This is a genomic window from Kitasatospora humi (assembly GCF_020907985.1).
In the GTDB taxonomy this organism is placed as follows: Bacteria; Actinomycetota; Actinomycetes; order Streptomycetales; family Streptomycetaceae; genus Kitasatospora; species Kitasatospora humi.
In genome coordinates, this window is sequence record NZ_JAJJPA010000001.1 from 88518 (window position 1) to 114359 (window position 25842).

At 73.7% G+C, this 25842-nt stretch carries 20 protein-coding genes; 12 read left to right on the forward strand and 8 right to left on the reverse strand.

All coding sequences use genetic code 11. The features are described from left to right. Positions 1 to 33 precede the first annotated feature (33 nt). The 7 genes from LN042_RS00430 to LN042_RS37085 all read left to right on the forward strand — a co-directional run bounded on the left by LN042_RS00430 (position 34) and on the right by LN042_RS37085 (position 7552). A complete protein-coding gene (locus LN042_RS00430) occupies positions 34 to 987 on the forward strand; it encodes a type II secretion system F family protein (protein ID WP_230047693.1) in 954 nt (317 codons plus the stop codon). Next, on the forward strand, positions 984 to 1871 hold the full coding sequence (locus tag LN042_RS00435) for a type II secretion system F family protein (protein WP_230047694.1): 888 nt from the start codon (positions 984 to 986) through the stop codon (positions 1869 to 1871). The genes LN042_RS00430 and LN042_RS00435 overlap by 4 nt, the downstream gene beginning before the upstream one ends. 77 nt (positions 1872 to 1948) lie before the next feature. Continuing rightward, the gene (locus LN042_RS00440) at positions 1949 to 2215 is read left to right on the forward strand and encodes a hypothetical protein (protein WP_230047695.1); all 267 of its coding nucleotides are present in this window, start codon (positions 1949 to 1951) and stop codon (positions 2213 to 2215) included. Between the two features lie 29 nt (positions 2216 to 2244). Beyond that, on the forward strand, positions 2245 to 2601 hold the full coding sequence (locus tag LN042_RS00445) for a TadE/TadG family type IV pilus assembly protein (protein WP_308191740.1): 357 nt from the start codon (positions 2245 to 2247) through the stop codon (positions 2599 to 2601). After that, on the forward strand, positions 2598 to 3032 hold the full coding sequence (locus LN042_RS00450; protein ID WP_230047697.1) for a TadE/TadG family type IV pilus assembly protein: 435 nt from the start codon (positions 2598 to 2600) through the stop codon (positions 3030 to 3032). Before LN042_RS00445 ends, LN042_RS00450 begins: the two co-directional genes overlap by 4 nt. A 48-nt stretch (positions 3033 to 3080) precedes the next feature. After that, a complete protein-coding gene (locus LN042_RS00455) occupies positions 3081 to 3542 on the forward strand; it encodes a hypothetical protein (protein WP_230047698.1) in 462 nt (153 codons plus the stop codon). A 101-nt stretch (positions 3543 to 3643) separates the two neighbouring features. Continuing rightward, entirely contained in the window at positions 3644 to 7552 is a 3909-nt protein-coding gene (locus LN042_RS37085) for a LysM peptidoglycan-binding domain-containing protein (protein WP_308191741.1), read from the forward strand. 479 nt (positions 7553 to 8031) lie between these two features. On the opposite strand, the gene LN042_RS00470 is transcribed toward LN042_RS37085, so the two are convergent. Further along, positions 8032 to 10053, reverse strand: a complete 2022-nt coding sequence (locus LN042_RS00470; protein ID WP_230047699.1) for a putative Ig domain-containing protein — start codon at positions 10051 to 10053, stop codon at positions 8032 to 8034. 160 nt (positions 10054 to 10213) lie between these two features. Between LN042_RS00470 and LN042_RS00475 the strand changes: the two genes are divergently transcribed. Further along, a complete protein-coding gene (locus LN042_RS00475) occupies positions 10214 to 10744 on the forward strand; it encodes a GNAT family N-acetyltransferase (RefSeq protein WP_230048066.1) in 531 nt (176 codons plus the stop codon). An 11-nt stretch (positions 10745 to 10755) separates the two neighbouring features. Here the strand turns inward: LN042_RS00475 and LN042_RS00480 are convergent, their stop codons facing one another. Together LN042_RS00480 and LN042_RS00485 are read right to left on the reverse strand one after the other, a co-directional pair. After that, the gene (locus LN042_RS00480; protein ID WP_230047700.1) at positions 10756 to 12699 is read right to left on the reverse strand and encodes an AfsR/SARP family transcriptional regulator; all 1944 of its coding nucleotides are present in this window, start codon (positions 12697 to 12699) and stop codon (positions 10756 to 10758) included. A gap of 123 nt (positions 12700 to 12822) precedes the next feature. Beyond that, positions 12823 to 13782 carry an AEC family transporter gene (locus LN042_RS00485; protein WP_230047701.1) on the reverse strand — a complete coding sequence of 320 codons (960 nt, stop codon included), beginning with the start codon at positions 13780 to 13782 and terminating at the stop codon, positions 12823 to 12825. 319 nt (positions 13783 to 14101) lie between these two features. Between LN042_RS00485 and LN042_RS00490 the strand changes: the two genes are divergently transcribed. Then, positions 14102 to 14965, forward strand: a complete 864-nt coding sequence (locus LN042_RS00490) for a hypothetical protein (protein WP_230047702.1) — start codon at positions 14102 to 14104, stop codon at positions 14963 to 14965. Between the two features lie 15 nt (positions 14966 to 14980). On the opposite strand, the gene LN042_RS00495 is transcribed toward LN042_RS00490, so the two are convergent. Then, complete coding sequence (locus tag LN042_RS00495; RefSeq protein WP_230047703.1) at positions 14981 to 15652, reverse strand: NAD(P)-dependent oxidoreductase; 672 nt, start codon at positions 15650 to 15652, stop codon at positions 14981 to 14983. 332 nt (positions 15653 to 15984) lie between these two features. On the opposite strand from LN042_RS00495, the gene LN042_RS00500 reads away from it, so the two are divergent. Continuing rightward, positions 15985 to 18360: a hypothetical protein gene (locus tag LN042_RS00500; RefSeq protein ID WP_230047704.1), complete on the forward strand. Its 2376-nt coding sequence runs from the start codon at positions 15985 to 15987 to the stop codon at positions 18358 to 18360. A gap of 150 nt (positions 18361 to 18510) precedes the next feature. Here the strand turns inward: LN042_RS00500 and LN042_RS00505 are convergent, their stop codons facing one another. After that, a complete protein-coding gene (locus tag LN042_RS00505) occupies positions 18511 to 19257 on the reverse strand; it encodes an SDR family oxidoreductase (RefSeq protein ID WP_230047705.1) in 747 nt (248 codons plus the stop codon). A gap of 238 nt (positions 19258 to 19495) precedes the next feature. Beyond that, complete coding sequence (locus tag LN042_RS00510; protein WP_230047706.1) at positions 19496 to 20878, reverse strand: S53 family peptidase; 1383 nt, start codon at positions 20876 to 20878, stop codon at positions 19496 to 19498. Positions 20879 to 21322: 444 nt separating this feature from the next. Here LN042_RS00510 and LN042_RS00515 point away from each other — a divergent pair, with 444 nt between their 5' ends. Next, positions 21323 to 23338, forward strand: coding sequence for a hypothetical protein (locus LN042_RS00515; protein WP_230047707.1), 2016 nt, complete (start codon positions 21323 to 21325; stop codon positions 23336 to 23338). A gap of 81 nt (positions 23339 to 23419) precedes the next feature. Further along, positions 23420 to 23800, forward strand: coding sequence for a hypothetical protein (locus LN042_RS00520; RefSeq protein WP_230047708.1), 381 nt, complete (start codon positions 23420 to 23422; stop codon positions 23798 to 23800). A gap of 42 nt (positions 23801 to 23842) precedes the next feature. Here the strand turns inward: LN042_RS00520 and fabG are convergent, their stop codons facing one another. Next, the gene (gene fabG, locus LN042_RS00525) at positions 23843 to 24601 is read right to left on the reverse strand and encodes a 3-oxoacyl-ACP reductase FabG (protein ID WP_230047709.1); all 759 of its coding nucleotides are present in this window, start codon (positions 24599 to 24601) and stop codon (positions 23843 to 23845) included. Positions 24602 to 24649: 48 nt separating this feature from the next. Beyond that, a complete protein-coding gene (locus LN042_RS00530) occupies positions 24650 to 25837 on the reverse strand; it encodes a thiolase family protein (RefSeq protein ID WP_230047710.1) in 1188 nt (395 codons plus the stop codon). Between the last annotated feature and the right edge of the window lie 5 nt (positions 25838 to 25842).

The window sequence follows — 25842 nt, forward strand, 5'->3', positions numbered from 1 at the left end:
GATGTTCCGTCACGTCCACTCCGAGGAACGGTGATGCTGCTCTTCGCCCTGTGCGGCGTCCTGGTCACGGGCGGCCTGGTGGCGCTGCTGGTCGGGCTGCGCCCAAGCGCCACCGCGCCGAGGAGCCATGGCGCGCCCGGCAGGCTCGCCCTGCGGATGCGACTGCTCTGGTACGGCACGACCGGTGCGCCCGATCGCAGCACCCTGCGGCTGCGCCGGATCCAGAGCGGGCTGGCGCTGATCACCGCCGCCCTCGCCTGGCTGTTCAGCGGGATCCCGCTCAGCGTGGTGCTGGGCCCCGGGCTGGTCTTCGGGCTGCCCTGGCTGTTCGCCGTCACCCGCGCCGACCACCGGCAGATCCGCCGGCTGGAGGGCCTGGCGGACTGGACCCAGCGGCTCTCCGACGTGCTGCTGCTCGGCACCGGACTCAACCAGGCGCTGGTCACCAGCCGCCGCACCGCCCCCGCCGCGCTGCAGAGCGAAGTGGACGAGCTGGCCGCCCGGTTGCAGGCCCGCTGGCGGACCGAGGAGGCGCTGCGCGCCTTCGCCGACACGCTGGCCGACGCGACCGCCGACAAGGTGCTGGCCGCACTGCTGCTGCGGGCCGGCGACAGCGGACCGGGCCTGGCCCGGGCGCTCGCCGACCTCGCCGAATCGGTCCGGGAGGAGGTGCGCCAGCGGCGCGCCATCGAGGCCGACCGGTCCAAGCACCGCACCACGGTCCGCTGGTTGGTGACCATCATCCTGCTGGTGGTCGTGGTCGGCTCGCTCAACTCCCGCTACACCGCGCCCTACGGCACCTTCCAGGGGCAACTGGTGCTGGCCGCCCTGGGGGCGGCCTTCATCGGGGTGATCGCCTGGATGCGCGCGCTGGCCGCCGGCAAGCCGCTGCCCCGGCTGCTGGAGTCCGACCGCCGCAGCCAGGTGGCCGCGCTGCCCGAGGCGGTCGAGGAGTCGGCGGCCGAGCCGGTCGGGGAGGCCCGATGATCTCGCCCTGGGCGGTGCTGGCCGGCCTCGCGGCAGCCGCCGGCCTGGCCCTGCTGATCGCCGAACTGCGGCCCGCGCCACCCGACCTGGGGACGGCGCTGGATCGGCTCCACCGTGCTCCGGGCGCCTCGCGGCCCGGTTCCGACGCCGAGGACGAGCGCTGGTACGACCGGCTCGGCGGCAAGGCGCTGAGTCTGGTGGGCGCCCGGCTGCCGACCCGATCGCTGGCGCTGATCGGCCGCACCCCGGCCCGCTTCATGGCCCACAAACTGCTGTTCGCCCTCATCGGCCTGCTGCTGCCCTCGTACCTCACCGCGATGGCGGCGTTCGTCGGCTTCGGCCCGCCGGTCGCGCTGCCGGTGGTGGCCGGTCTGGGGCTCGCCGTCGCCGGCTGGCTGCTGCCGGACGGCATCGTGCAGGGCGAGGCCAAGGAGGCCAGGACGGAGTACCTGCACGCCATCTCCGCCTACCTCGAACTGGTCGCGCTGGAACGGGCGTCCGACCACGGTCCGGCGGAGGCGATGCGACGGGCGGCGGCGGTCGGCCGCAGTGCCGTCTTCCGGCGGATCCAGGACGCCCTGGAGCGCGCCGCCACGGACCGGGTACCGCCCTGGGAGGGACTGGAGGCCCTGGCCGACGAGCTCGGCCTGCCCCAACTGCAGGACGTGGCCGACATCATGCGGCTGTCGGGCAGCGACGGCGCCGCCGTCTACGACACCCTGCGGGCCCGCGCCAAGGGCCTTCGTGACGAGTTGCTCGCCGACGACCTGGCGAAGGCCAGTGCGACCAGTGAGCAGATGGTGGCGCCCGGTGCGGCCCTCACCATGCTGATGACCGTGCTGATCACCTATCCAGCGCTCTACCAGATGCTCCATGTCTTCTGAATCCGGGCCTGGCTGCCAGGACTTCAGTGCCGAGACGTTCCGTTCCCCGACCTCCCCCCTCCCAAGGAGATCCACCGATGAAGAACCTACGTGCCCTGGCGGGCCTGTTCCTGGCACCACTGCTACTCCCGCTGCAACTGGCGCTGCCGCTGCTGCGGGTGACCGCGGCCCGCGCCAGGGCGGCCCGCGCCGCCGGCGACCGCGGAGCGCTGAGCATCGAGTTGGCGCTGATCGTGGTCGTCGTGGTGGCGATCGCCGGGGCGATCGTCGCCGCGCTGGCAACCCTCGGGCAGAAGGCCAAGGGCAGCATCCCGCAGAACCTGCCGATCCCCGCGAACAGCTGACCGGCCGTCAAGGCGGGGCTGACCGAGGAGTGCTCAGCATCAGCTTCGCGATGGTGTTTCCGGTCATCATCGTGCTGGTGCTGCTGGTGGTCCAGGGCGCGCTGATCTGGTACTCGGACAGTGTCGCCCTGGCCGCCGCACGTGAAGGCGCGGACGCGGCCCGGGTCTACGGCACCACCGACAACAGCCTGGCCGAGCCCCGGGCCGAGCTGTTCCTGCAGCACTTCGACGGGCTGCTCGGCGACACCGTGGTCACGGTGCCGGAACGCCGGCCGGGGGACACCGTCGTCACGGTCACCGTCACCGTGCACCCGCTGTTCGTGCTGCCGGGGGAGTTGACCTTCTCCCAGACCGCCCAGGCCCCGATCGAGAGGTACCAGCCGTGACCGCCCCGTCCACCAGGCCGCAGCACGGCGAGCGCGGCAGCCTGGCGATCGAAGCGGCCCTGGTGGTCCCGGTGGTCCTGGGGCTACTGGTCCTGATCCTGGTCGCCGGGCGGGCCGAGCAGACCGCCGGAACCCTGCAGGAGGCGGCCCGGACCGGGGCCAGGGCGGGCTCGCTGGCCCCGGCGGGCCGGCAGCAGTCCGCGGCCACCGCGGCCGTCAACCAACTGCTCGCCCAGAGCGGGGTCCACTGCGACGGACTGCGGGTCGCGGCCACCGTCGAGCAGCTGTCGGCCGAACCGCTGCCACAGGACGTCCGGGTGGACGTGTCCTGCAAGGTTCCGGTGAATGATTTGTCGCCGATCTGGGTACCCGGCGCCTTGGAGTTGCAGGGGACCTTCCGATCCGTCATCGACCAGTACCGCTCGACGTAGCACCGTGTCGGGCGGGGCAGTTGAGGTCCAAGCCCTGGGGAGGGGAACGTGAGGGTCCGTCGGGGTGACCGCGATCGCGGCACCATCTCGATCTTCGTGGCGCTCGGCTCCGCCATGATGCTGATGTTCCTCGGCATCGTGCTGGACTGCGGCGGCGAACTGCGGGCCATCGTCAACGCCGACGAGATGGCGCAGGAGGCGGCCCGGGTCGGCGGCCAGCAGATCGACCAGCCGACCCTGTTCAACAAGGGCCAGTACCTCATCAACACCAAGGCCGCCTATGCCGCGGCCACCGCCTACCTGCAGAAGGACCCGGCCTACCGGGGCCTGACCGCCGACCCGCCGGACCCGGCCAACCCGCCGCCCGCGCTGGCCACCAGCATCACGGTCGTCGTCCACCCCGTCTACCGGACCGCGCTGCTCGGGCTGTTCGGTGTCTCCACCCTGTCGATCCAAGGAACCGGTACCGCGACCATGGTGGTCGGCGGCCAGAATGCGGGGGCTGCCTGATGGCTGCGACACGAGCCAAGGCCCGAGGTCGACACGGGAGTTCGGCGAACGGCCGACCGCGCCCGGCCCCGGTCGGCCCGCCGGGCCGCCGCCGTGGCCCGGTGCGCGCGTTGCCGGCGGCGCTGGGCGCGCTGCTGGTGCTCGCCGTGCTGCTGGTCGGGGTGCCCGCCGCGCTGCTGTACGGCACCCAGGCGGTGGCCGCGATGGGCGGCGTCGGGCACCAGGACATCGGGCAGGTGCTCACCTCGCCGGACGACGGGCGGCTCTTCCTCTGGGCGCTGGTCGCGATCGGCTGGGCCGGTTGGGGCTGCTTCGCGCTCTCGGTGCTGCTGGAGATCCCGGCGCAGCTGCGCGGCCGGGTGGTGCGGCGGTTGCCGGCCTTCGGTTGGAGCCAGCGGCTCGCCGGCGGGCTGGTGGGTGCGGTGATCGCGCTGCTCCCGGTGGCCGGGGGCGCGTTCGCCGCCACCGCGAGCCCCGGGCAGCTCGGCGCCGCCACGGCCCCGGCCCAACTCACCGCCGCACCGCAGAAGGCCGCGCTGACCACGGCTCCCGCGACCACCGCGGTGCCGGTCGCCGATCCCGGTCCGCAGGCGCCGACCTACACGGTGAAGGACAGCCGCCCGGCCGACAGCCTCTGGTCGATCGCCGAACACCAACTCGGCTCCGGGGACCGGTGGCAGGAGATCGCCAAGCTCAACGCCGGTCGGGTGATGGACGGTTCCGGTACCGTCTTCGACGCGGACCGGCCCATCCAGCCCGGCTGGCACCTGCTGATGCCCGCCGACGCCAAGCCCGACGCCGCGCCGGCCCCCGCCATCGCGCCCGCCAACGCTCCTGCCCCGGCGGCCGGTTCGGGAGGGGCGCGGCACGCCACCGTGACCGTGCGGCCCGGTGACACGCTCTCGGGCGTCGCCCAGCGCGAATTGGGCAGCTCGGACGCCTGGCCGCAGCTGTTCGACGCGAACAAGGGGGTGACCGCGCCGGACGGGGAGAAGCTGACCGATCCGGACCTGCTGGAGCCCGGCATGGTGCTGACGATTCCGGGTACCGCGCCCAGTCAGCCGGCGGCGGATCCCAGTCAGCCCGCGCCCAACCAGCCGGCGCCCAACCAGCCGGCACCCAACCAGTCGGCGCCTGACCAGAGTTCGGCTGCCCAGGGGACGCCTGCCCAGGGATCACCCGCGCCGGGTGCGTCCGCGCCGGGTGCGTCCGCGTCCGGTCCGGCCACGGCACCGGCCGGTTCGGCGTCGGCACCCGCCACCCGCGACGGTTCGCCGCACCCGACCCCCCAACTGAGCGTGCCCCCGCACGCCGTCGCCCACCCCGGCGGACCCGCCGAGGACGCCAAGAGCAGCTACACCGCCGCCCTCGCCGCTTCCGGGATCGGCGTGCTGCTCGCCGCCGTGCTGATCGGCGCGGTCGCCCACCGCCGCGGCCGGCAGCAGCGGACCCGCCGGCCCCGGCACAGGATCCCGATGCCCGCGCTGCCCGCCGCCACCTTCGAGGCCGAACTCAAGGCCCGGCAGAGCAGCACCGGGCTGGACCTGCTCAACCGGTCGCTGCGCACCCTGGGACGCAACGTGAGCCGCACCGGCAAGCGGCTGCCCCCGCTCGCTGCCGTCCGGGTCACCAACGGCGGCGTCGTCGAGCTGCACCTGGCCGCCGCCGCCGTGCCGATCGCCCCGTTCCGGGCCGCGCACGCCGCCAACGTCTGGTGGTGCGCGGGCGACAGCGGCGACCTGCTCTCCGCCGAGCAGGCCGGCAAGGTGCCGGCGCCCTACCCCGCGCTGGTCACGCTGGGCACCGCGCCCGACGGTGCCGCGGTCCTGGCCGACCTGGAGACCGTCCGGCTGATGCACCTCTCCGGACACCCCGACGACGCCCGGGCGGTACTGCGGACCATCGCGCTGGAACTGGCCCACAGCCCGCTCGCGGACCGGCTCAACCTGCACCTGATCGGCTTTCCGGAGGAACTGCCGGTCTCCGACACCGTCGCCGAGCGGGTGCACCGCTACCCGACCCTCGCCGAGGCGCTGGACGAACTCGGTCCGCGCATCGAGCAGGCGCGCGGCGCGCTGCTGAACGTCGGTGCCGCCCATCCGCGGGACGCCCGCAGTCGCGGCGAGGCCGACGAGTCCTGGGTGCCCGACATCGTGCTCTCCGCGCAGCCGCCGACCGGCGACGTGCCGTCGGAACTGGGCCGGCTGCTGGACGGCCGCCCGCGCACCTGCCTGGCCGTGATCTCCCGGGCTCCGGAGCGCGGCAGCGGTCCGGTCGCCCGCTGGACGCTGCCCAGCACCGGCGCCACCGTGCTGCCCGGTCTGCACCTGTCCGTTCAGCTGCAGCGGCTGACCGAGGAACAGTTCGCCCATTGGAGCGAGCTGCTCAGCACGTCCGCCGCCACCAGCGAGGAGCCGGCGCCCGCCTGGACCTACGACGGGGACGAGATCGAGCCCGCCGAGCTGCCGAAGCCCGTGCCGGTGCTGGCCGGCGTCGCCGCCGGCACCGCCTCCTTCGTGGGCGGCGCGCTGCCCGACGGGCCGCCGGAGAGCGGCCCCAAGCTGATCGCCCGGCTGATCGGCACGGGTAGCAGCCCGTTCGCCACGGTCGACCCCGCCGGTGCCGGTGGTGCGCCCAAGGGGCCGTGGCGCCAGGCCGGCGCGCCGGCCGCCGAGAGGCTTCCGGCGCTGGTGGAGCCGCAGCCCTGGGACGCTGCCCCGCGCCTCGGGGACCAGCAGCCGACCACGGACACCACGCCACCGGTGGGTGCCGCGGCAGCAGTGGACGCCACACCGTCGATGGGCACCGCGCCGTCCGCGGACACCGCGGTGCCCGTGGATCGCGTGGTGCCGGTGGACTCCACGCCGCTGCCCGCCGACGTGCCTGCCGGCACCGCTGCAACCACGGACACCACTGAGCCCGGCGGCACCGCCCGTAGCACTGACAGCACCACCACCAACGAGCCCACCAGTGCCCCGGGCACGCCCGCCGCCACCGGCGACACCAGCACCATCACCGGCACCACCGAACCCACTGGCATCACCGGCACCACCGAACCCACCGGCGCCAGCGAGCCCACGCCCACCCATGAAACGGCCCTGCCGGCGGCTCCGGCCGACCCGCGGACGCCGTTCCGGCCCGATCCGCTCCCCGCCGCGGAACCCGCCCTCACCGTGCCCGGCGGCACCCCGCCCGGCGGCACTCCGGTGGTCGCCCGTACCGATGCGGACGACCTGCTGGCCATCCTCCGCTCGCCCGAGGCCCACACCGTCCGCACCACCCCTCGGGTGCGCCTGCTCGGCCCGGTCGATGTGCTCGGTGCCACCGGGCCGACCGAAGCGAGCGCCCTGCCCGCCCTCACCGAAGCGGCCGCCTTCCTGGTGCTCAATCCGGGCGCCGACCCGGCGGCCGTCCAACGCGCCCTGCATCCGGGTGACCACGCGCGCGCCGACCAGCCCGGAGCCGCCACCGTCGGCCGGCTCGCCGCCTGGTTCGGCTGTGACCCCGACGGCCGGGCGTTCCTCCGGCAGGACGAGCTGGAGACCTGCACCTTCGCCCCGACGGTCACCTGCGACTGGGACGAGTTCCGCAGCCTCTACCGGCGCGGCATGCGCAGCACCAGCACCACCGCCGACGCCGCCCTCGCCCACGCCCTCGCCCTGGTCCGCGGCGCCCCGTTCGCCGAGACCCCGGCCACCGCCTACGGCTGGGCGGAGGCGGCCCGGCAGGACATGCTGGCCGCGATCGTCGACACCGCCCATGAACTGGCCGCCCGCCGCCTGCAGTACGGCGACCACCGCAGTGCCGAGGCGGCCGTCTTCCGCGGCCTCGCCGTGGCGCCCGACGTCGAACTGCTGCACCGCGACCTGTTCTACGCCTACGCCTCGGCCGGCGCCCGCGACCAACTCCTCAAGGCCGTCAACCGGTTGGACGCCCTGAGCCGCCGCACCGGCCGCAGCCTCGACCCGGACACCGTGGCACTGCTGCGCGACCTGCTCTCCAATCCCTGACAGCCGCCCTCAGCGGTTGTCCCCGTTCGGCTCCACCGGCCGGGTGAGGGCGGCTAGTTCGCGCATGGCGGTTGCGATGGCGCGCTGCCGGGACGTTGGCGTAACCGAGGACGATCCGGTCGGCCTTTTCGCGGGCGTCGGCGAGCAGGTAGCGCGAAATGCTGCCGATGGCAAGGTCGTTGTGGGCGGCGGCGATGACCAGGCGGTCAGGGTCGGGGGCGCCGGGTGCCCGGACGACGAGATGGATGCCTGCGGCGATGCCGGTGACCTCCGCGTTGGGGCAGGTGCCGGCCGGTTGCGGCCACCAGGGTGTCGCCGTGGCAGTGGTACTGCTTGCGCACCCGCCGGAGGTGGCGCTCGTAGGCGCCGCTTTCGGTGGTCGGTCGCAGAGCGCGCATGGCCGGCCGTCCGGCTCGGCGCGGCGTGAGGCCCCCGGTTCGGCGGGCGAACCGGGGGCCTCGGCGCTGACTACACGGTGATCAACTCACGTTGACGGCGGTGTCGTCGATGACGAAGCTGGTCTGGTACTCGCTGTCCTCGGTGCCGGTGAACTTGAGGGTGACCGTCTGGCCGGCGTAGGCGGACAGGTTCAGGGTGTGCTGGGCGTAGCCGGAGTTGGCGTTCAGGTTGGAGTAGCTGGCCAGGGTGCCGAGCACGGTGCCGGAGCTGTTGAGCACCTGGACCTTGAGGGTGTCGTAGGCCGTGGTGGTCGAGGTCTCGGCGGTGTCGATGTGCAGCCAGTAGCTGAAGTTCTCATTGGTGCAGCCGGTCGGCAGGGTGACGGTCTGCGCCAGGGTGTCGGTGGTGGCGGTGCCGTAGCCGTCCAGCCAGGCGTCCCAGGAGCCGGAGTGGGCGGGCTCGGACGCGGAGTCGCTGATCACGCCGGAGGACGCGGTCCACGGCGAGGCGGTGCCGGTTTCGAAGCCCGGGTTGCCGAGCAGCTGGGACGCGGTGCAGCCGCCGCCGGAGCTCGGGTTGACGGTCCAGGTGAATCCGGCGGAACCGCTGGCGTTGGTGGTGTCCTTGGCGGTGACGGTCACGTTGGAGGTGCCGGCGGTGGTCGGGGTGCCGCTGATCAGGCCGGTGCTGGAGTTGATCGACAGGCCGGCGGGCAGGCCGGTGGCCGAGTAGCTCAGCGTCTGGCCGCCGGCGGAGTCGCCGGCCGTGATCTGCACGCTGGCCGCGGTGCCGACGGTGCCGGTCTGGTTGCCGGGGTTGGTCACCGTGACGGTGTTGCCGCCCCCGCCGCTGATGGTCCAGGTGAAGGTGGTGCTGCCGGTCGGACCGGTGGAGTCGGTGGCGGTGACGGTCACGTTGGAGGTGCCGGCGGTGGTCGGGGTGCCGCTGATCAGGCCGGTGCTGGAGTTGATCGACAGGCCGGCGGGCAGGCCGCTCGCCGAGTAGCTCAGGGTGCCGGTGGCCGTGTCGCTGGCGCTGATCTGCAGGCTCGCGGCGGTGCCGACGGTGCCGCTCTGGTTGCCCGGGGTGGTGACCGTGACGGTGCCGCTGCCGCTGCCCGCGGTGTGGTTGAAGTCAGCGGTGATGGCCGATTCGAGTCCGCCGACCACGCCCGAGTCGCTGAGGATGATGCCCAACTCGCGGTTGTGGTTGAGGGAGTTGTCGGAGAAGTTCTCCGAACCCGCGAAGGCCTTGGCGGTCGACGTGCCGTAGTCGGCCACGATCGCCTTGGCGTGGATGTAGTAGCCGGTGGAGCTGGTGTAGGTGGTCACCTTGCCGCCGGCAGCGGTGACCTGGTTCAGCTCACTGGTGTAGGTGCTGTTCTCGTTCTCGGCGACGACCCTGACCGCGACGCCGCGTTGGGCGTCCGCGACGACCGCGTTGACCAGGGCGGTGTCGCCGAACTCCTCCTCCTCGACATCGAGGCTGTGCTGCGCACCGTTGACCAGGTTCAGCAGCTGGGTCTGCGAGTCGGTGGGCGACCAGACGAGGTTGTCGCCGTCGGAGGGGGTGATCGAGGTCTTGGCGTAGTCCGCGTTGAACACGGCCTCGATCGCGGCGACATCGGCGCTGTCGGTGTCGAAGACGCCGTAGTCGCGGGAGGTCGAGTAGTACGTGGTGTCGAAGTTGCCCGTGCTGATGTAGGACTTGTTGCCGTCGACGGTGATCGTCTTCTGGTGCGTGTAGACGAACGTGGTGGAGGAGTAGGTCACCCCGACGCCGGCGGACTGCAGGGCGCTGTAGGCGGCGCCGTTGACCGAGGTCTGCTTGCCGTCCATGATCACTCTGACCGTGACGCCGGCTTTGTGCTTGGCGATCAGGTCGTTGACGAGCGTGGTGTCACGAAGCTCGTAGATGGTGACGTCGATCGACTTGGTGGCGGAGTTGACGAAGTTGTAGATGGCGCTCTCGCCCTGGTCCGGGAGTACGACCAGGGAGTAGGTGCCCGCGGCGGCGTGGGCGGCGGCGGTCGGCACGAGGACCGCGGCGAGGGAGGTGGCGCCTGCTGCGACGATGGTCAGCAGACGGCGGGTGACGCTCATCCAGATGCTCCTGACTGACATGTACGGGCATGGTGGGGCATGTTCGGGCATGCTGAGCTCAAGACGGGACAACGCGCGTAGACCTAGTAATGCACAGAGCCGATGTGACGTGAAGTGCTCATGTCTTACCAGTAGTTGAACAGGGAGCGGGAAAATGAGGATTCGGCTACGGGACGTTGAACTCCGGGATCTCGACGCCTATCTGGCGATGCGCTGCGACCCGGTGATGATGGCCGAGCTCGGCGGCCCGCTGCCGGTGGAGGGAATGGCCGCCAAGCTCGAACGGGACGTTTCCGACGTGGCGTCAGGTCGCGCATGGATCAAGATGATCGACGTGGCCGGTAGTACGGCGGGGACTGTCGCACTCTGGTCCCACCAGGACTCTCCACAGGACTCCCACGCGGGCGCCGGGACCGGGGGCGCGCTCATCAGTGAGATCGGCTGGATGGTGCTGCCACGCTACCAGGGGTGCGGGCTGGCCAAGTCGGCGGTCCGCGAGCTGCTCGACCAGGCCGCCGCCGACCGACGCTGGGGCGCGGTGCACGCCTTTCCCGCCGTCACCAACGGCCCGTCGAACGGCATTTGCCGAGCGACCGGGTTCCGCCTGCTCGGGGAACGCCGGGTCGAGTTCGCCGGACGCCTGATCCGCAGCAACCACTGGGTGCACCCGGCGCCGACGGAGGCGGACTGACGGACGGCCCGTCAGCAGCGCCGGGTGGTGCAGAGCTGCCGGCCCGGCCGTCCCCCGGCACCCCCCTGCTGCCGGGCGTACTCGCGCGCGAAGAGGTGCAGCAGCGCGGGGTAGCGGTACCGGCCCGGGGTGCGGCTGGTCAGCAGGTGCGCGTCGACCAGCCGCTCCAGCAGGTGCTCGGCGTGGGAGGCGGAACTGCCCAGCGCCTCGGCGGCGGTCCGGGTGCCGACCGTGGCCGGCCCGGGCAGCGCCAACCGACCGAACGCCGTCGCCGTCGCCTGGTCCAGCCCCCGCAGGGTGCCGGCGAAGGCGGCCCGCAAGTCCAGTTCGCCGATCCGCAGTTCGTCGAGCCGCCGCTCCGGGTCGACCAGGCGGTCCACCAGCCGGCGCACCGTCCAGCCCGGCCGGGTCGCCAACCGCAGCGCACAGATCCGCAGCGCCAGCGGCAGGCCGTCGCAGAGCGCCGCCAACTCGGCCAGGGCCGCCGGGTCGTCCGTCGGCTCGCCCGGCCACGCCGGATCGCCCACCAGTTGCCGTGCGTCCACGGCCCGGCGCAGGAAGGTCACCGCATCGGGCAGCGGCAGCGGGCCGAGCGCCATGGGCACGGCGCCCACCAACTCGGGCAGCCGGCACCGAGCCGTCACCAGCGCCGCGCCCGCCGCGTCGGTGGGCAGCAGCGGGCGCACCTGCGCCGCGTTGTGGGCGTCCTCCAGCACCACCAGCAGGCGGCGCCCGGCCACCATGCCGCGGAACAGCGCGGCCCGGTCGGCGCCCGCCGCAGGCAGCCGGTCGGCCGGCACGCCGAGCGCGGTCAGGAAGGCGGCCAGCACCTCGTGCGGGGTGGCCGGATCGGTACGACTGCCCCGCAGGTCGGCGCGGAGCACGCCGTCCGGGAACGCCCGCTGCGCCGCCCGCGCCGCCTGCCCCGCCAACGTCCGCTTGCCGCTGCCGGCCGGACCCGACAGCACGGTGGCGCGGATGCCGGTGCCCCGCCGGACGGTGAGCAACCGGGTCAGCTCGGCCAGCTCGGTGACCCGGCCGGTGAAGTCGGCCAGCGGGGTGGCGAGCTGGGCCGGGGGCGGCGGGGTGACGGGGTGGGCCGGGGCCGGCGGGGTGGCGGGGTGGGACGGGGCCGGCGGGGTGACGGGGTGGGCCGGTGCTGCCGGGCGCGGGGCGGGGCGGTGCCGGTCACCAGGCCGTGGCCCGTCCGCCAGCGGAGGCTCGAGGTCCGCGCGCAGGATCCGCTGGTGCAGCCCGCGCAGCTCGGCGCCCGGGAGCACCCCGAGCTCCTCGTCCAGCGCACGGCGCACCCGCTGGTAGACGGCCAGCGCCTCGGCCTGCCGGCCCTCCTGGTAGAGCGCGGTCATCAGCTGCGCCCAGAACCGCTCCCGGCCCGGATGGGCGGCGGTCAGTGCGTACAGCTCGGCGACCATGGAGCGGCGGCGCAGCCGCAGCTCGGCCGTCACCCTCCCCTCCATCGCCTGCAAGCGGTGGTCGGCGAGCCGTTCCGCCTGCTCGCGCTGGAGCCGGTCGGAGGGCACGTCCAGCAGGGCGTCGCCGCGCCAGACCGCCAGCGCGGCGTCCAGCAGCTCGACCGCCTGCTCGTCGTCGCGGTGGTCGAGGGCGGCCGCTCCGCGGCGGTGCAGCTCGGTGAAGCGGTGCAGATCGAACTCCTCGGGCGCCGCGTCGAGCAGGTAGCCGCCGGCGTGGGTCTGCAGGCGGGCACCGGCCGCGCCGAGGCCGGCCCGCAGCCGCATCACGCTGTTCTGCAGGGCCGACCTGGCGCTGCGCGGCGGCTCGCCGTCCCAGACGCAGTCGGCGAGCCTCTCGGTGGAGGTCACCTGGCCGCGGCGCAGCAGCAGCGCGGCCAGCAGCACCCGCTGCTTGGGCGCGGCGACCGGGCGCTCACCGTGTTCGTCGCTGACCAGCAGCGGACCGAGGATTCCGAACTCCATGCCCCCGTTTCTAGCCCGGCCCGGGATTGATCAGCGGGCCCAGGCCCGCCGGACAATCAACTCCGGACAACGACGCAGGTCAGACCGGGAGCCCGGGGACGGGCCGCGGCTCTTGGGGGGCGTTCAGTGGGTGGTGGCCAGGGCCCAGTCCACGGTGGAGAGGGTGACCATCGACAGCAGCGTGGAGAAGAGCACCGAGTCCCGGGGCAGCGCGGTGCTCAGCCCGTACTGCCGGGCGTAGATGAAGACGTTCTGCGCGGTCGGCAGGGCCGAGCAGACCACCACCGCGAGCAACTGGTGGGCGGTGAGGTGCAGCAGCAGGCTGCCGACGGCGAAGGCGACCAGTGGCTGCACCAGGTTCTTGGCGAGGACGGCGAGCCCGACCTCGGCGCGGTGGGTGGGGGCCTGCGGCGCCCGCTCGGGGACCGGACGGGCGTGCAGCGACATGCCCAGGGTGACCAGCGCGGTCGGCACCCCGGCGGCACCGAGCAGTTCGCAGGAGTGGCCGAGCGCTCCGGGTAGCCGGAACCCGGTCGCCGAGCAGAGGACGCCCAGCGCGGAGGCCAGGATGATCGGGTTGCGCAGCGGCAAACGGACCATCCGGAGCAGCCGGCTGGTGCCGGTGCCCTGATCGGTGCCGGCGTCCAGCGCGCCCAGGATCACCGGCGTCACGAGCAGCACCTGGAAGAGCAGGACCGGGCCGACGAACGAGGCGTCACCCAGCACCTGGACCGCCACCGGTATCCCGAGGTTGGCCGAGTTGACGTAGCCCGCGGCCATCCCGGCGATCGCCTGGTCGGCCGGCCGGCGCCCGAAGAGCCACCGCGCCGCCGCCCAGCCCAGCAGGCTCGCCGCCACCGTGCCCGCGGCGAACGCCACCATCGAGGGGTTGGCGAAGCTGTGCAGCGGGGCCTTGGCGAGCATGGTGAACAGGGCCGCCGGCATGGCCACGTGGAAGACGAACCGGCCGAGCACCGGTTCGGCCTGGTCGCCGAGCAGTCCGGTGCGGCTGACCAGGTAGCCGATCGCGGTCAGGATCCAGATGGGGACGAACGCGGAGAGCAGCGGTTGCAGGGAGTGCATGGATCCTTCTCGTGCCTGTGCGTGCTGGGGCCGGTGGCTGGGGGGAACGGTGCCTGCTCGGGAACGGGGGCGAGCCGGCCCGTCCGAACGGTCGGGCCGGCGCCCAGTCAAGCAGGAAGTCGGAAGCGCGGATTCCGCACCCTGCGGTTTCGAGCCACCGCCGCTCGCCCGGCCCTGGTCACGCTGCCGCCACCAGCGTTCGCCCGGCCCCACCGCCGTTCGCCCCGGTGCCGACCCGGGTGCGGATTCGGGTGTCATGTCCCTGCGGGAGCCGCTGCGGTGGTAGAGATGGAGGAATGGATCGTTCGGGAGTGGCCGTATGAGCGTTCACGATGAGGTACCGGGTCCGGGTGGGGGAGCTTCCCGGCCGAACGCCGGGGGAGGGCCCGGCGGCAAGGCCCGGTTCGAGGACATCTACGACCAGGCCGATCCACGGGCGTACTTCACCCGGCTCGAGCCGCTGGGCTACGAGATCCCGCAGCACGCGCAGCCGGTCTTCCGCCGGGCGGCGGAGCTGCGCGGCAGCGCCGGTGACGCAGGCGCGCGACGGCCGGCGGTCCTGGACGTGTGCTGCTCGTACGGCATCAATGCCGCGCTGCTCAACCACGACCTGACCATGGCCGAGCTGTACGAGCACTACACCAGCCGCCGCGCCCGGCAACTGTCGACGGTCGAACTGGCCGCCTGGGACAAGGAGTTCTACGAGCAGCGGCGGCGCCCGGACGCCTACCCGGTGATCGGCCTGGACATCGCGGCCCGAGCGGTGCGGTACGCCCAGGCGGTCGGCCTGCTGGATCTGGGCTGCACCGACAACCTCGAAGAGCAGCCGCCCGGCCCCCGGCTGAGCTCCGCACTGGCCGACGTCGGCCTGATCACCATGACCGGCGGCGGCAGCTACATCACCGAGCGGACCTTCGACGCACTGCTGAGCCGGGCCGAACGCCCGGTGTGGGTGAGCGCGTTCTGGCTGCGCACGGTGCCGTTCGCACCGATCGCGGAGACCCTCGCCGCCCATGGTCTGCGGACCACGGCCGACACCACCCGAACGTACCCGCAGCGCCGGTTCACCGACGAGCGTGAGCAGCGGTACGCCGTCGCCGCCGTCCGGGCCCTGGGCGAGGACCCGGCAGGTCTGGAGGAGGCGGGACTGTTCCACACGGTGCTGTACGAATCCCGTCCCTGAGGCCGTCGTCGTCCGTCATCCGTGGGCGACCGCGACCAGCGCGCGGTGGTGCCGGGGCGCCTCTGCCTCGTCCACCAGGGCGACCGCCAGGTCGGCGTAGCGGAACGGCGGGGCGTCGGCGGGCAGCTCCAACAGGCCCGTTCCACCGGTGCGATAGCGGCCGGTGCGCTCGCCGTCCGCGTCCAGCAAGGTGGGCGGCGGAGCCAGCACCACCCAATCCAGGGTCTCGGGCGCCTGCTGCCACACGGCCAGTTCGGCCGCATGGCCGATCGAGAAAGCCCGGTACTCGGCCGGAAAACCCTCGGTGTCGTGCAGCGGCACGCCCGGCGCCGCATCGAGCGCGGTGCCAATGCCGACCGCCACCAGCCGGCGCACCCGGGACACCGCCAGCCCGGCGGTGAGGGCCCGCGCGGCCGCGGGGAAGAACTCGTCCGCCGGCACGCCGGGACGGTGGACCGCACTGATCACCGCATCGTGACCGGCCGTCAGTGCCGCCACCGAGGCCTGATCGGTCACGTCGCCCGCCACCACCACGACCCCGTCGGCTGCCGGCCCCGGGTAGGTCGCAGGGTTCGGGACCACCGCCGTCACCGCGTGCCCCCGGCTCACCGCCTCGGCGACCGCCCGTCGCCCGGCCCCGCCGCCCGCTCCGAACACCGCGATCCGCCGTACCGCGTTCCCGTTCATGACGTGCTCCTCGTTCCTCGGGTGAGTGCCGGCGCGTCGAACGCTAGGCCGGGACCCCTCGGTTACTGCAAAGGTACTGAGGCCGCTGCCGGGCTCCCCGGGGCTGAGCAGTGCACGAGGCGCCTGGAACCCTGGTGTGCAAACCCTTTAAGGTGGCGCGGAAGGGGGCGCGGCCGCGAGGGCTGCGGCCCGGTGGACCGAGGCGCCCTGGGTGGCGGGCGGGGTGGTGACCGGCGTTGGCGGACAGTGGAACGACCGTTGGGACTGCTGGGGTGCCGACCGACGCCGTGGCGCCGGGCGGGCGGAACGGCGCGCTGCCACCACTGCCACCGATGCCCCCCATGCCGCCGGTGGTGCCGGGTGCGCCGGTGGTCGAGGACGCCGTGCCCGAGGAGTACCGGGGCCTGGCGGACGCCAAGGCGAGGGCCCTGGCCGCCGGGCTGCCGTGGGGCGAGGAGCAGGAGGCCGAGGCCATCCGCCAGGCGGCCGGAGCGGGCTCGGCGGCAGGCACCACCGGGCCGGGCGGTGCGCCGCAGGCCACGGCGGTGCTGCGCGCCGTGCCGCAGCCCCGGGCCACGGCGGTGCTGCGTGCGGTGCCGAGTGCGGACGGACCGAAGCCCGACGCCCCGTCCGCGGGGGAGACCGGAACGGCGGCTGGCGGCGCGTCAGCGGGCGGGCCCACCGCAGCGGTGACCGAGGCGGCACCCGCGGACACTCCCACGGCCGGCGCGGCCGCACGGGCCTCCAGCACCGGCGGCTCGGACGAGGCGGACCCGGCCGGTGCGCCCGCGGTCTCCACGGGCTGGACCACGGATGTGCCGCTGGCCGACGTCGCCGCGCTGGCCAGGGCACAGGCGGGCGCTACGGCCGCCGACGGGGCCGGGGCGGTGGTCGGCGGCGGGCTTCGCGGACGGATCCTCGCCGTCGAGGGCGGTTACGGAAGCCGGCGCGGCTGGGGCCGGAGCGGCTCGGGTGGCCAGGGGCCGGTGCTCTCCGCGATGCTGGCGGCGGTCGCGCCGCAGATCCTGCTCGCCGCCGAAGCCGTGGACGCCGTCCACCTGCCTTCGGCCGGTGATCCGCAGACGGTCTTCGCCCACCTGCGGGCCGCCGCCCGCCACCCGGGCCCGCTCCTGGTGCACCTCGGCGGTCACCTGGTCGCGGACAAGCGCGGCGCCGGGCTCCAACTGACGCTGCGTGACGCCAAGACCGGCACCGGCCGGAGTGACGGGCTGGCCTGGTCGGCGATCCTCGGCGAGCTGCGTGCCCGGCCTGCGGACTGGGACACCCTGGTGATCGCGGACCTCAGCGCCGAGCAGGCCGCCTGGCCGCTGGTGCAGAGCCCCCAGTTCACCGAGGGGGTGCCGCTCTGGGCCGTGGTCGCGCCCGATCCGGAGCAGATCGGCACCTTCACCCGGGCGCTGATCGAGTGCCTGCACGGCGGTCGGCCCGGCGCCGGCCCGACCCTGGCACCGGAGCAACTGCGTGCCCAGGTGCACTCGGTGCTCCGGCCCGATGCGCTGGTGCTGGCGGCCTATCCGCCGGACCGGCCGGTCTTCAAGAACACGGCCCGGCAGCAGAGCGTGCCCACGGCCGCGCCGGTGGCTGCCGCGCCGACGGGTCCGGCCGGCTCGGCCGGTCCCCATGGTCCGTCGGCCGGTCCGGCTGGCTCGGCGGCTGCGGTGCAGGTGCCCGGTGGTGGCGCAGTGGCGGGCGGGGCCGGTGCCGCTGCGACGGGCGTGGCCGGCGGAGCGGTGGCCGGGACGGGTGGCGGTGCCGTGCCGCGCCAGCGGACCGCCGCCCAGCGGGGCCCGGTGTCGCTGCTCAAGCCCGGTGTGCCCGCGACGGTGCGGACCACTCGGCCGGTGTCCCTGCTCAAGGGCGGGGACGGGTTGCCGACCGGGGAGCTTCCGGCGGAACAAGCGCTCGGTCAGCACGCGGCCGCCGACTCGGCGGCGCCCGGCGACTCGGCGACGACCGGCGGTGAGGGTGTGTCGCTGGCGAAGCAAGTGCTTGACCAGCAGGAGACCGTTGACCCGGCACCGCAGGACGCGGCCGCCGGGCAACCGCAGGCCCAGGCCCGGACGCAGGCCCAGACGCAGGCCCGGACGCAGGTCCAGGCCCAGGACTCCGTCCAGCAGCCCGCCCGCGACGCCGGGCCCGCCGGTGACCCCGAGCCGGCCAGTGAACCCGAGCCGGCCCGCGAACCAGGAACCGGGCCCACGGCCGCCCAGGGCGAGGCTCCGGCAGCATCCCCGGAACCCGACGCACCGCCGGCCGACTACCGCGAGGCGCTGGGTCGGATCGTCGCGATGGCCGAGGCCAACGACCATGATCAAGCGGTGGAGCTCGCGCTCGTCCTGGAGAAGCAAGCAGTGGCGACGCACGGACCGATCGCCCCTCCCGTGCTGATGATCCGTCAAGTCCTCGCGCACCTGGCCAGGTTGGCGGGCGACCTGGTGGGAGCGGCGGAGCTGTACCGGGAGATCGCCATGGTGTTGCTGATCGCCGACGGGCCCGAGGCCCAGGAGACCCAGCAGGTGACCACCAATGCGGAGGCCTGCTGGCGAGCCATCGGCGACCCCGCACTGGCGCTCGAACTCGCGCCCAGGATCCTGGAGCTGCGAGCGAAGGTGCCCGGCGCCGACGGCCGCAAGCTCCGCTCGACCGAGCGCTACGCGGCGAAGCTGGCCCAACAGGCAGGCGCGTGACGGCACCGGGCTCCCGCGTCCCGCCCGGGCGCGGCACCTCACGCGTCTCCGCCCAGGGACCGGCACCCACGCGGCCCACTCCCGTCACCGGCGCCAAGCGGCTCGCCCGCCCCTGCGGTCGCGCTGCCGGGACGGGTAGCCGTCGGGGCGTCAACTCCCGCTGTGCACGCGCTCGGTCAGGTACTGCTCGAACGTGATCCGGCCCACCGCACGGTCCGGTGCCAGCAGCCCGCCCTCCCGGATGCGGCGGTAAGTCGCCCCGGCCAGCGGCACGTTCAGCACGGCGCGGCGGCGACCGGTCACGCGCAGGTAGGTTCGGGCCAGCTGCGCCAGCGTGCGGACCTCGGGGCCGCCCATGTCGGGAACCCTCCCCGCAGGCGCGCCGGTTGCCAGTTCGGCCAGGCGGGCGGCGACTTCCGACGCCGCGATCGGCTGGTCGGTGATTCCGACCGGGAGCAGCATGACCGGCAACTTGGCGAAGGCATCGAGGAGTTGCCGGACCAGGTCGTGGAACTGCGTCGTGCGCAGCGTGGTCCAGCCGAGGCCGGAACCCTCGATGAGCTTCTCGACGGCGAGCTTGGTCCGGTAGTACCCGAGCGGCACCCGGTCGATTCCGACGATCGAGATGTACACCAGGTGCCGCACCCCGGCGGCGCGCGCCGCGTCGATCAGATGGCGGGCCGCCTGCTCGTCTCCGCCGCGCGGTGAGCTGGCGCAGTGCACGATCGTGTCCACGCCCGCGACCGCCTCCGCCAACCCCGCTCCCTCGCGCAGGTCGACGGCGTAGGGGTGGGAGCTTCGGCTCAGCACGCGCACGTCGTGCCCGTCCGCGCGCAGCCGTTCGGTGACGAGCCTGCCGAGCGTGCCGGTGCCGCCGGTCACCAGGATCGTGGTCATCGCAGTCGTCGTCCCTTCGATGGGCCCGCTCCGCACCGGAGCGGGGGTCATCCACTGGACCGACGAGCAACGGTAGGCGTGACATGCGCCGCCGCGCACGCGGAAGGGGGCACGCGCGGCGTGTCGCCGCGAGTGCCCCCCGGTCGCCTTGGCGGTCTCCCGGCCGGCGGTCGCTCGGGGTCCGCCGCCGGGCGGTCACCCGTGAGCGCCGCCGGGGCGGTCACCCGTCAGGGCCGGCTCAGCGCCCCGCGAGCATGTGGACGAACTTGGCGGCGTCCACCGTGCCCAGCCCGGAGGCGAGGTCGTAGCCCTTGCTGGCCTGGTAGCCCTGGACGTTGTTCCAGCCGTTGTCACCGGCGGTCACGTCGGTGATGCCGCTCCAGTTGGAGGGCAGCATCGACATGCCGTAGAGCCGCCAGTTGAGCTGGCCGAGGCGGTGGCCGGCGGCCTGGTCGGCGAGCGCGACCACGCCGGAGAAGAGCGGCGACGCCTCGCTGGTGCCACCGGTCAGGTGCCAGCCGGCCTGGGCCGGGACGTAGGACTCGTAGGTCCAGGCCGCGCCGTCGACCGCGGCGCTCATGCTGATGTCCGGGGTGCCGCGGTGCTGGCCGACCACGTTGGCCACGCCGGCCTGGTACCACGGCCGGTCGAAGACGGCCGAGACGCCACCGCCGCCGGCGCCGTACGCGTCGTGCCAGACCTTGTCGGCCGCGGTGCGGTTGCCGTTGTTGTCCAGGGTCAGCTGGGTGCCGCCGACGCTGGTGACCAGCGGGTCGGCGGACGGCCAGGAGTTGACCTTGTACGGGTACAGGTTGTTGTTCAGGTCCGAGTCGGTCACGCCGGCGTCGCCGGAGGAGGCGAGCACCGTCACGTTGTGCGCGGCGGCGTCCTTGAACGCGTAGCGCAGGTCGGTGAGGGACTTGTAGTCGCCCTTGTCGAAGCCCGGGAAGGTGTTCTCGGTGGCGCCGAAGCTCTGCGTGATGACGTCGCCGATGCCCTTGTCGATCAGGGACTTCTCGGCGTCCATCATCTCCGGCAGGCCGGTGACGCCCTCGGTCTCGGCGACCGGCGTCTCGACCAGGACGATGTGGGCGTCCGGGGCGATCGCGTGGGCGTACTCGACGTCGAGGGTGGTCTCACCGGCCCAGCTGGTCATGTCCGAGTTGGTCGGGTCGAAGGCGGGAACGTTGCCCCACTTGACGACGTCGACCTTGGTGTCCTGGATGCCCCACTGCTTGTCGAAGGTCTCCAGGTCGTGCTGGATCGTCGGCGACCCGTAGGAGTCGACGATGACGATCGTCCGGCCCTTGCCGGTGATGCCCTGCTGGTACAGCGGGTTCAGGTCGTACGCGGCGCGGTACTGCAGCGGCGAGTAGCAGTGGATGCCGATCTGGGTCACGCAGTCGCTGGTGCTGAGCGGCGTGGGGCGCGCCGTCGCGTTGATCTGGCCTTCGGAGGCGGGGTGGAGCTTGAAGGCCACGTGCGGGAAGCTCGTGGCTGCGGCCGCGCTCTGGGCGCTGACCAGGCCGGTGGTCAGAGCGGTGGCCCCGACGGCGAGCATGGCCATGGCCTTGGTGCTCAGGGAGCGTCGGGAGCCCGCGGTGGCGGGGGAGGTGCCCATGGAACTCCTTTTGGATGGAGGGTCGGGCCGACGCTGGGTCGGCCCCGGTATCCCATCGTGTGGAGAGCTGATGAAGCTATAGTCATTTCGGACCCTTGACAGGACTGGTGAACACGCCGGAAAAGTCCGAAGAACAGTTCGCCGTGCCTCCAACGGTCCAGGCCACCCTCAGTCGATGCCCGGCCCGTCGGCCGCCGACTCCCTGACCTCCCGTCAAGCAACGGTAAAGTCAGGCCGGATCGCGCCCCCGTCCGCCCGCTGAGCGGACAACCGGACCGGCTGACCGGGGCACCGGTGCCCAGCAGGGGTGCCATCGGCGGCAGGCCGACGAACGACCGGTGAACTCTGCCGCATCCCGCCCCCGAGGCGCCGAACAGCCGTGCAGGATCGCCGCTGTCCCGCGCGGACGCCCAGCGCGGGCCCGACTTCGGGAGGATCTCGCCCATGCCGCACCGTCGTACCGCGACCGCAGCCGCCATCGCGGTCACCACCGTCGCCGCCCTCACCTGCACCGCCGGCCCGGCGCTCGCCGACTCCGACGGCTGGGGCCGGGGCCGCGGCCACCACCACGGCCCGGTCGGTTACACCGTCGGCACTCCCGTGGTGGACCGGGTCACCGGCGGTCCGTGGACCCTGGCCCAGGGCGACCCGACCGCCGGCACCACCGTCACGGTCAACGGCGTGACCTACCCGAACACCGCGGTGGACCCGGGTGCCGACGGCGTCCCGGCGGCCAGCGGCGTCACCGGCACCCCGGGCCCGCTGCCCGGCTACTGCGCCAGCGGCGGCCCGACCCCGGAGACCGGCGCGGTGCTGCGCCAGCCCAAGGGCAGCGTGCTGCCGATGCAGCCCTACTACTTCCCGTTCGTCACCAGCGAGGACGGCGGCCGGACCCTCAGCGGCCTGTTCGACTACCGCCCCAAGGACGGCGACGAGGCGGTGGTCGCCGCGACCTCCGACGACCACGGCCGCACCTGGCGCTACCAGGGCGAGGCGCTGGAGCAGAACCCCGGCCTCTGCCCGGACGGCAACACCAACGACGACGGCCAGGGCCACGCCTTCGTGCTGACCGTGCCGGACTACAACGGCACCGGCCACCGCGGCCAGGTGCTCTACACCCTCTCCCGCCCCTCGGGCGACACCCTGGGCACCAACCTGATCGTGCACCACCTCACCCCGAAGGACGGCAACCCGCTGGCCGGTCTGCCCGCCGCCGAGCCGGTCGGCATGGGCGGCAGCACCAGCGCCACCGGCGCGGTCACCGTGCCGGCCGGCCCGGGCGGCGACGGCGTCACCATCACCGTGGGCAGCACCGCCGACTTCGAGCAGCCCGGTCACTTCACCGTGGACGGCGTGACGGTGGACTGCAACGACGCCACCGCCACCGCCTTCACCGGTTGCACCACCCGCACCCCGGGCGGCGTGGCCGTCAAGGCGGGCGACGCGATCACCGCCGACAGCGTGGTCCCGGCGACCGCCCAACAGACCTCGGGCCTGGTCTCCCCGGACGGCATCATCAGCACCGTCCCCGGCTACCCGGGCGCGCCCAGGGGCAGCGTCGCGGTGCTCTACACCGAGAAGATCGTCGACTACTTCGTCCCGACCAGCACCACGGCCGCCGTGACGCTGCCGGCCGGCACCATCCCGGTCGGCGACACCAAGGCGCTGAAGCCGGCCGGCGGCGGCCCGGTCACCGTGAGCCTGGGCACCCCGAACGGCATCGTCCAGGTCAGCTGCACCGGGGCCGACGCCACCGACCTGACCGGCTGCACCGGCGGCACCGGCACCGTGGCCAAGGGCAGCGACGTGGGCGCGCCCGGCGCGGCGGTCACCCCGTACGCCCGGCTGGCCGCGATCGGCGAGGGCAAGAACAAGCCCAAGTCGCTGTTCGGAAACAACGAGGACTACACCGTGGTCCGCGCCGCCTACACCACCGACGGCCTGCACTTCACCGACCTGGGCCAGGTCAGCGGCCTGGGCGAGCCGACCGCCAACAGCGACTCGGTGCTGCGCTGGATCGGCTCGCGCGGCACCGTGATCACCAACCCGGACGGCTCCTACGGCCTCTTCCTGTCCGGTGCCCACGCCTCGGACGGCGACAGCGACGCGTTCAACCAGATCTTCTACTCGTCCTCCGAGGACGGGCAGCACTGGTCGGCGCCGCAGAAGCTGATCGGCACCGACTACAGCTTCTCGGCGCTGGCCGCGCAGGCCGCCTCCGGCGGTCCGCTGGGCATCTCCGGCTACTACAGCGGCCGGGTCTACGACCCGACCGTGGTGCGGAACCAGGACGGCACGCTGACCATGGTGTTCGCCGGCTACTCGACCCCGAAGCCGCTGCCGGCCACCGGCTCGACCTACGGCACCGACCCGGCGGACCCCTACACCGTGCCGGCCGCCCAACCGGCCGAGTACCGCACCATCCTGAGCACCACCCTGAAGCCGCGGTCCAACGGCTGACGAGCGGTCGCCGGGTGGGACGCGGGGCCCCGGCGTCCCACCCGCTAGGCTGCCCCCGAACACCTGACGGGGGATCCGCCCATGAGTACCGCGCTCCACCGCCCGCTGATCCGGCGCACCGCCGCGGCCGGCGGGCTCTTCCTGCTCGGCCTGCTCGCCGAGGTGCTGCACGCCTGGTCCTTCCAGCACTCGGTGGTCGAGCCGACCCGGCACTGCCGGCACCAGGGGGCCGTCCCGGTCCTCTCCTTGGGGGCCGGGTTCCTGGCGCTGGGCCTGCTACTGGCCACCCTCAGCGCCGGGGTGCGGGCCGTGGCGCAGCCGGTGACCGGCGGGGCGGACCGGGCCCTGCGGGTGCTCGCGGCGCTGCTGCTGCTCGCCGCCTCGGTGCTGCTGGTGCTGGCCGTCCTGGGCCTGATCGGCGACTTCTCACCAGGCGAGTACGACCCCTTCAACTGCGGGTGACCACCGGTCGGGGCGGCACCCACCGCCCCGACCGACGGCCCGTCAGCGGGCGCCGCCGTTGACGTAGAGGGTCTGACCGCTGACGTACGACGCCTCGTCGCTGGCCAGGAAGGCCACCACCGAGGCGATCTCCTCGGGCTGACCGGGGCGGCGCAGCGGAGTGCGGGCGGCCACCTCGGCCTGGTGCTCCTCGGGAGTGGAACCCACTCGTTCGGCGGTCGCGGCGGTCATCGAGGTGACGACGTAACCGGGCGCCACCGCATTGACGTTGACGTTGAACGGGCCCAGCTCGATCGCCAGCGTGGCGGTCAGCCCCTGGATGCCGGCCTTGGCGGCGGCGTAGTTGGCCTGGCCCCGGTTGCCGAGCGCGGACCGCGAGCTCAGCGAGACGATCTTGCCGTACTTCTGCGCGACCAGGTACTTCTGGGCCACGTGGCTGCAGTTGTAGGCACTGGTGAGGTTGACGGACAGCACCAGGTCCCAGTCGGTCTTGGGCATCTTGAAGAACAGGTTGTCCCGGGTGATGCCGGCGTTGTTGACCAGGATGTGCAGGCCGCCCAACTCCTCGTGCAGCTGGGCGAAGACGGCCTCGACCGCGTCGTAGTCGGAGACGTCGCAGCCGTAGGCGCGCGCGGTGCCGCCCTTGGCGGTGATCTCGTCGACGGTGGCCTGGGCCCGCTCGGCGCTCAGGTCGACCACCGCGACCGCGGCGCCCTCCTCGGCCAGCCGCCGGGCGGTGGCCGCGCCGATGCCCTGGGCGGCGCCGGTGACGACGGCGACCTTGCCGGTGAAACGTGCCATGGGTGTTGCTCTCCTGTCAGGTGGTCGGATCAGCGGGTGGTCGGATCGTCAGTCGTTGGAGACCAGCACGGCCGTGCCCTGGCCGACGCCGACGCACATGGTGGCCAGGCCGCGGCGGGCGCCGGTGCGGCGCATCCGGTGCAGCAGGGTGGTGAGGATCCGGGCGCCGGAGCCGCCCAGCGGGTGCCCCAGGGCGATCGCGCCGCCGGTCGGGTTGACCAGCTCCGGGTCGATCTCCAGCTGGTCCAGGCAGGCCAGCGCCTGGGCGGCGAACGCCTCGTTGAACTCCGCCTCGTCGAGGTCGGCCAGCGACCAGCCGGCCCGCTGGAGCACCCTGCGGGTGGCCGGCACCGGCCCGATCCCCATCACGTCCGGGTGCACGCCGGCCGAGGCGCCGGCCACGTAGCGGCCCAGCGGCTCCAGCCCCAGCTCGTGCAGCGCGGCCTCGCTCACCAGCAGCAGACCGGCCGCGCCGTCGTTCATCGGGGAGGCGTTGCCGGCCGTCACCGTGCCGTCCTTGCGGAACACCGGCTGGAGCTTGGCGAGCCGCTCCAGGCTGGTGTCCTCGCGGATCGACTCGTCCTGGTCGACCGTCACCCCGTCGGGCCGGACCACCGGGAACAGTTCGGCGTCGAAGTGCCCGTCCTTGCGGGCGGCCGCGGCCCGCTGGTGGCTGCGCAGGGCGAAGGCGTCCTGGCGCTCGCGGGTGATCCCGTAGCGCGCGGCCACCTCCTCGGCGGTCTCGCCCATGCTCAGCACACCGTGCAGCTCCGCCATCCGGGGGTTGGTGAGCCGCCACCCCAGCCGGGTGTCGAAGGTCTGCATGGCGTGCGGCAGCGCCTCGTCCGGGCGCGGCAGCACGAACGGCGCCCGGGTCATCGACTCGCAGCCGCCGGCCAGCACGACGTCCGCCTCACCGGCGGCGATGGTGCGGGCAGCGGTGGTGACCGCTTCCAGGCCGGAGGCGCAGAGCCGGTTCACGGTGGCGCCGGGCACGGTCTCCGGGAGGCCGGCCAGCAGCACCGCCATCCGGGCGGCATTGCGGTTGTCCTCGCCGGCCTGGTTGGCGGCACCCCAGTAGACGTCGTCGATCCGGGCCGGGTCGAGGCCCGGGACGTCGGTGAGCAGCTGCCGGATCACGGCGGCTGACAGGTCGTCGGGCCGGACGGTGGCCAGCGCGCCGCGCAGCCTGCCGATGGGTGTGCGGCGGGCGGCGGCGAAATAGACGGGACGCACTTGGT

Excerpts from the sequence above, each read along its gene's own strand:
- LN042_RS00440 (WP_230047695.1), top strand. The coding sequence starts at position 1,949 with ATGAAGAACCTACGTGCCCTGGCGGGCCTGTTCCTGGCACCACTGCTA.
- LN042_RS00435 (WP_230047694.1), top strand. The coding sequence starts at position 984 with ATGATCTCGCCCTGGGCGGTGCTGGCCGGCCTCGCGGCAGCCGCCGGC.
- LN042_RS00505 (WP_230047705.1), bottom strand. The coding sequence starts at position 19,257 with ATGACCACGATCCTGGTGACCGGCGGCACCGGCACGCTCGGCAGGCTC.
- LN042_RS00510 (WP_230047706.1), bottom strand. The coding sequence starts at position 20,878 with ATGGGCACCTCCCCCGCCACCGCGGGCTCCCGACGCTCCCTGAGCACC.
- LN042_RS00480 (WP_230047700.1), bottom strand. The coding sequence starts at position 12,699 with ATGGAGTTCGGAATCCTCGGTCCGCTGCTGGTCAGCGACGAACACGGT.
- LN042_RS00515 (WP_230047707.1), top strand. The coding sequence starts at position 21,323 with ATGCCGCACCGTCGTACCGCGACCGCAGCCGCCATCGCGGTCACCACC.
- fabG (WP_230047709.1), bottom strand. The coding sequence starts at position 24,601 with ATGGCACGTTTCACCGGCAAGGTCGCCGTCGTCACCGGCGCCGCCCAG.
- LN042_RS00520 (WP_230047708.1), top strand. The coding sequence starts at position 23,420 with ATGAGTACCGCGCTCCACCGCCCGCTGATCCGGCGCACCGCCGCGGCC.
- LN042_RS00500 (WP_230047704.1), top strand. The coding sequence starts at position 15,985 with ATGCCCCCCATGCCGCCGGTGGTGCCGGGTGCGCCGGTGGTCGAGGAC.
- LN042_RS00470 (WP_230047699.1), bottom strand. The coding sequence starts at position 10,053 with ATGAGCGTCACCCGCCGTCTGCTGACCATCGTCGCAGCAGGCGCCACC.
- LN042_RS00495 (WP_230047703.1), bottom strand. The coding sequence starts at position 15,652 with ATGAACGGGAACGCGGTACGGCGGATCGCGGTGTTCGGAGCGGGCGGC.
- LN042_RS00490 (WP_230047702.1), top strand. The coding sequence starts at position 14,102 with ATGAGCGTTCACGATGAGGTACCGGGTCCGGGTGGGGGAGCTTCCCGG.
- LN042_RS00485 (WP_230047701.1), bottom strand. The coding sequence starts at position 13,782 with ATGCACTCCCTGCAACCGCTGCTCTCCGCGTTCGTCCCCATCTGGATC.
- LN042_RS00430 (WP_230047693.1), top strand. The coding sequence starts at position 34 with ATGCTGCTCTTCGCCCTGTGCGGCGTCCTGGTCACGGGCGGCCTGGTG.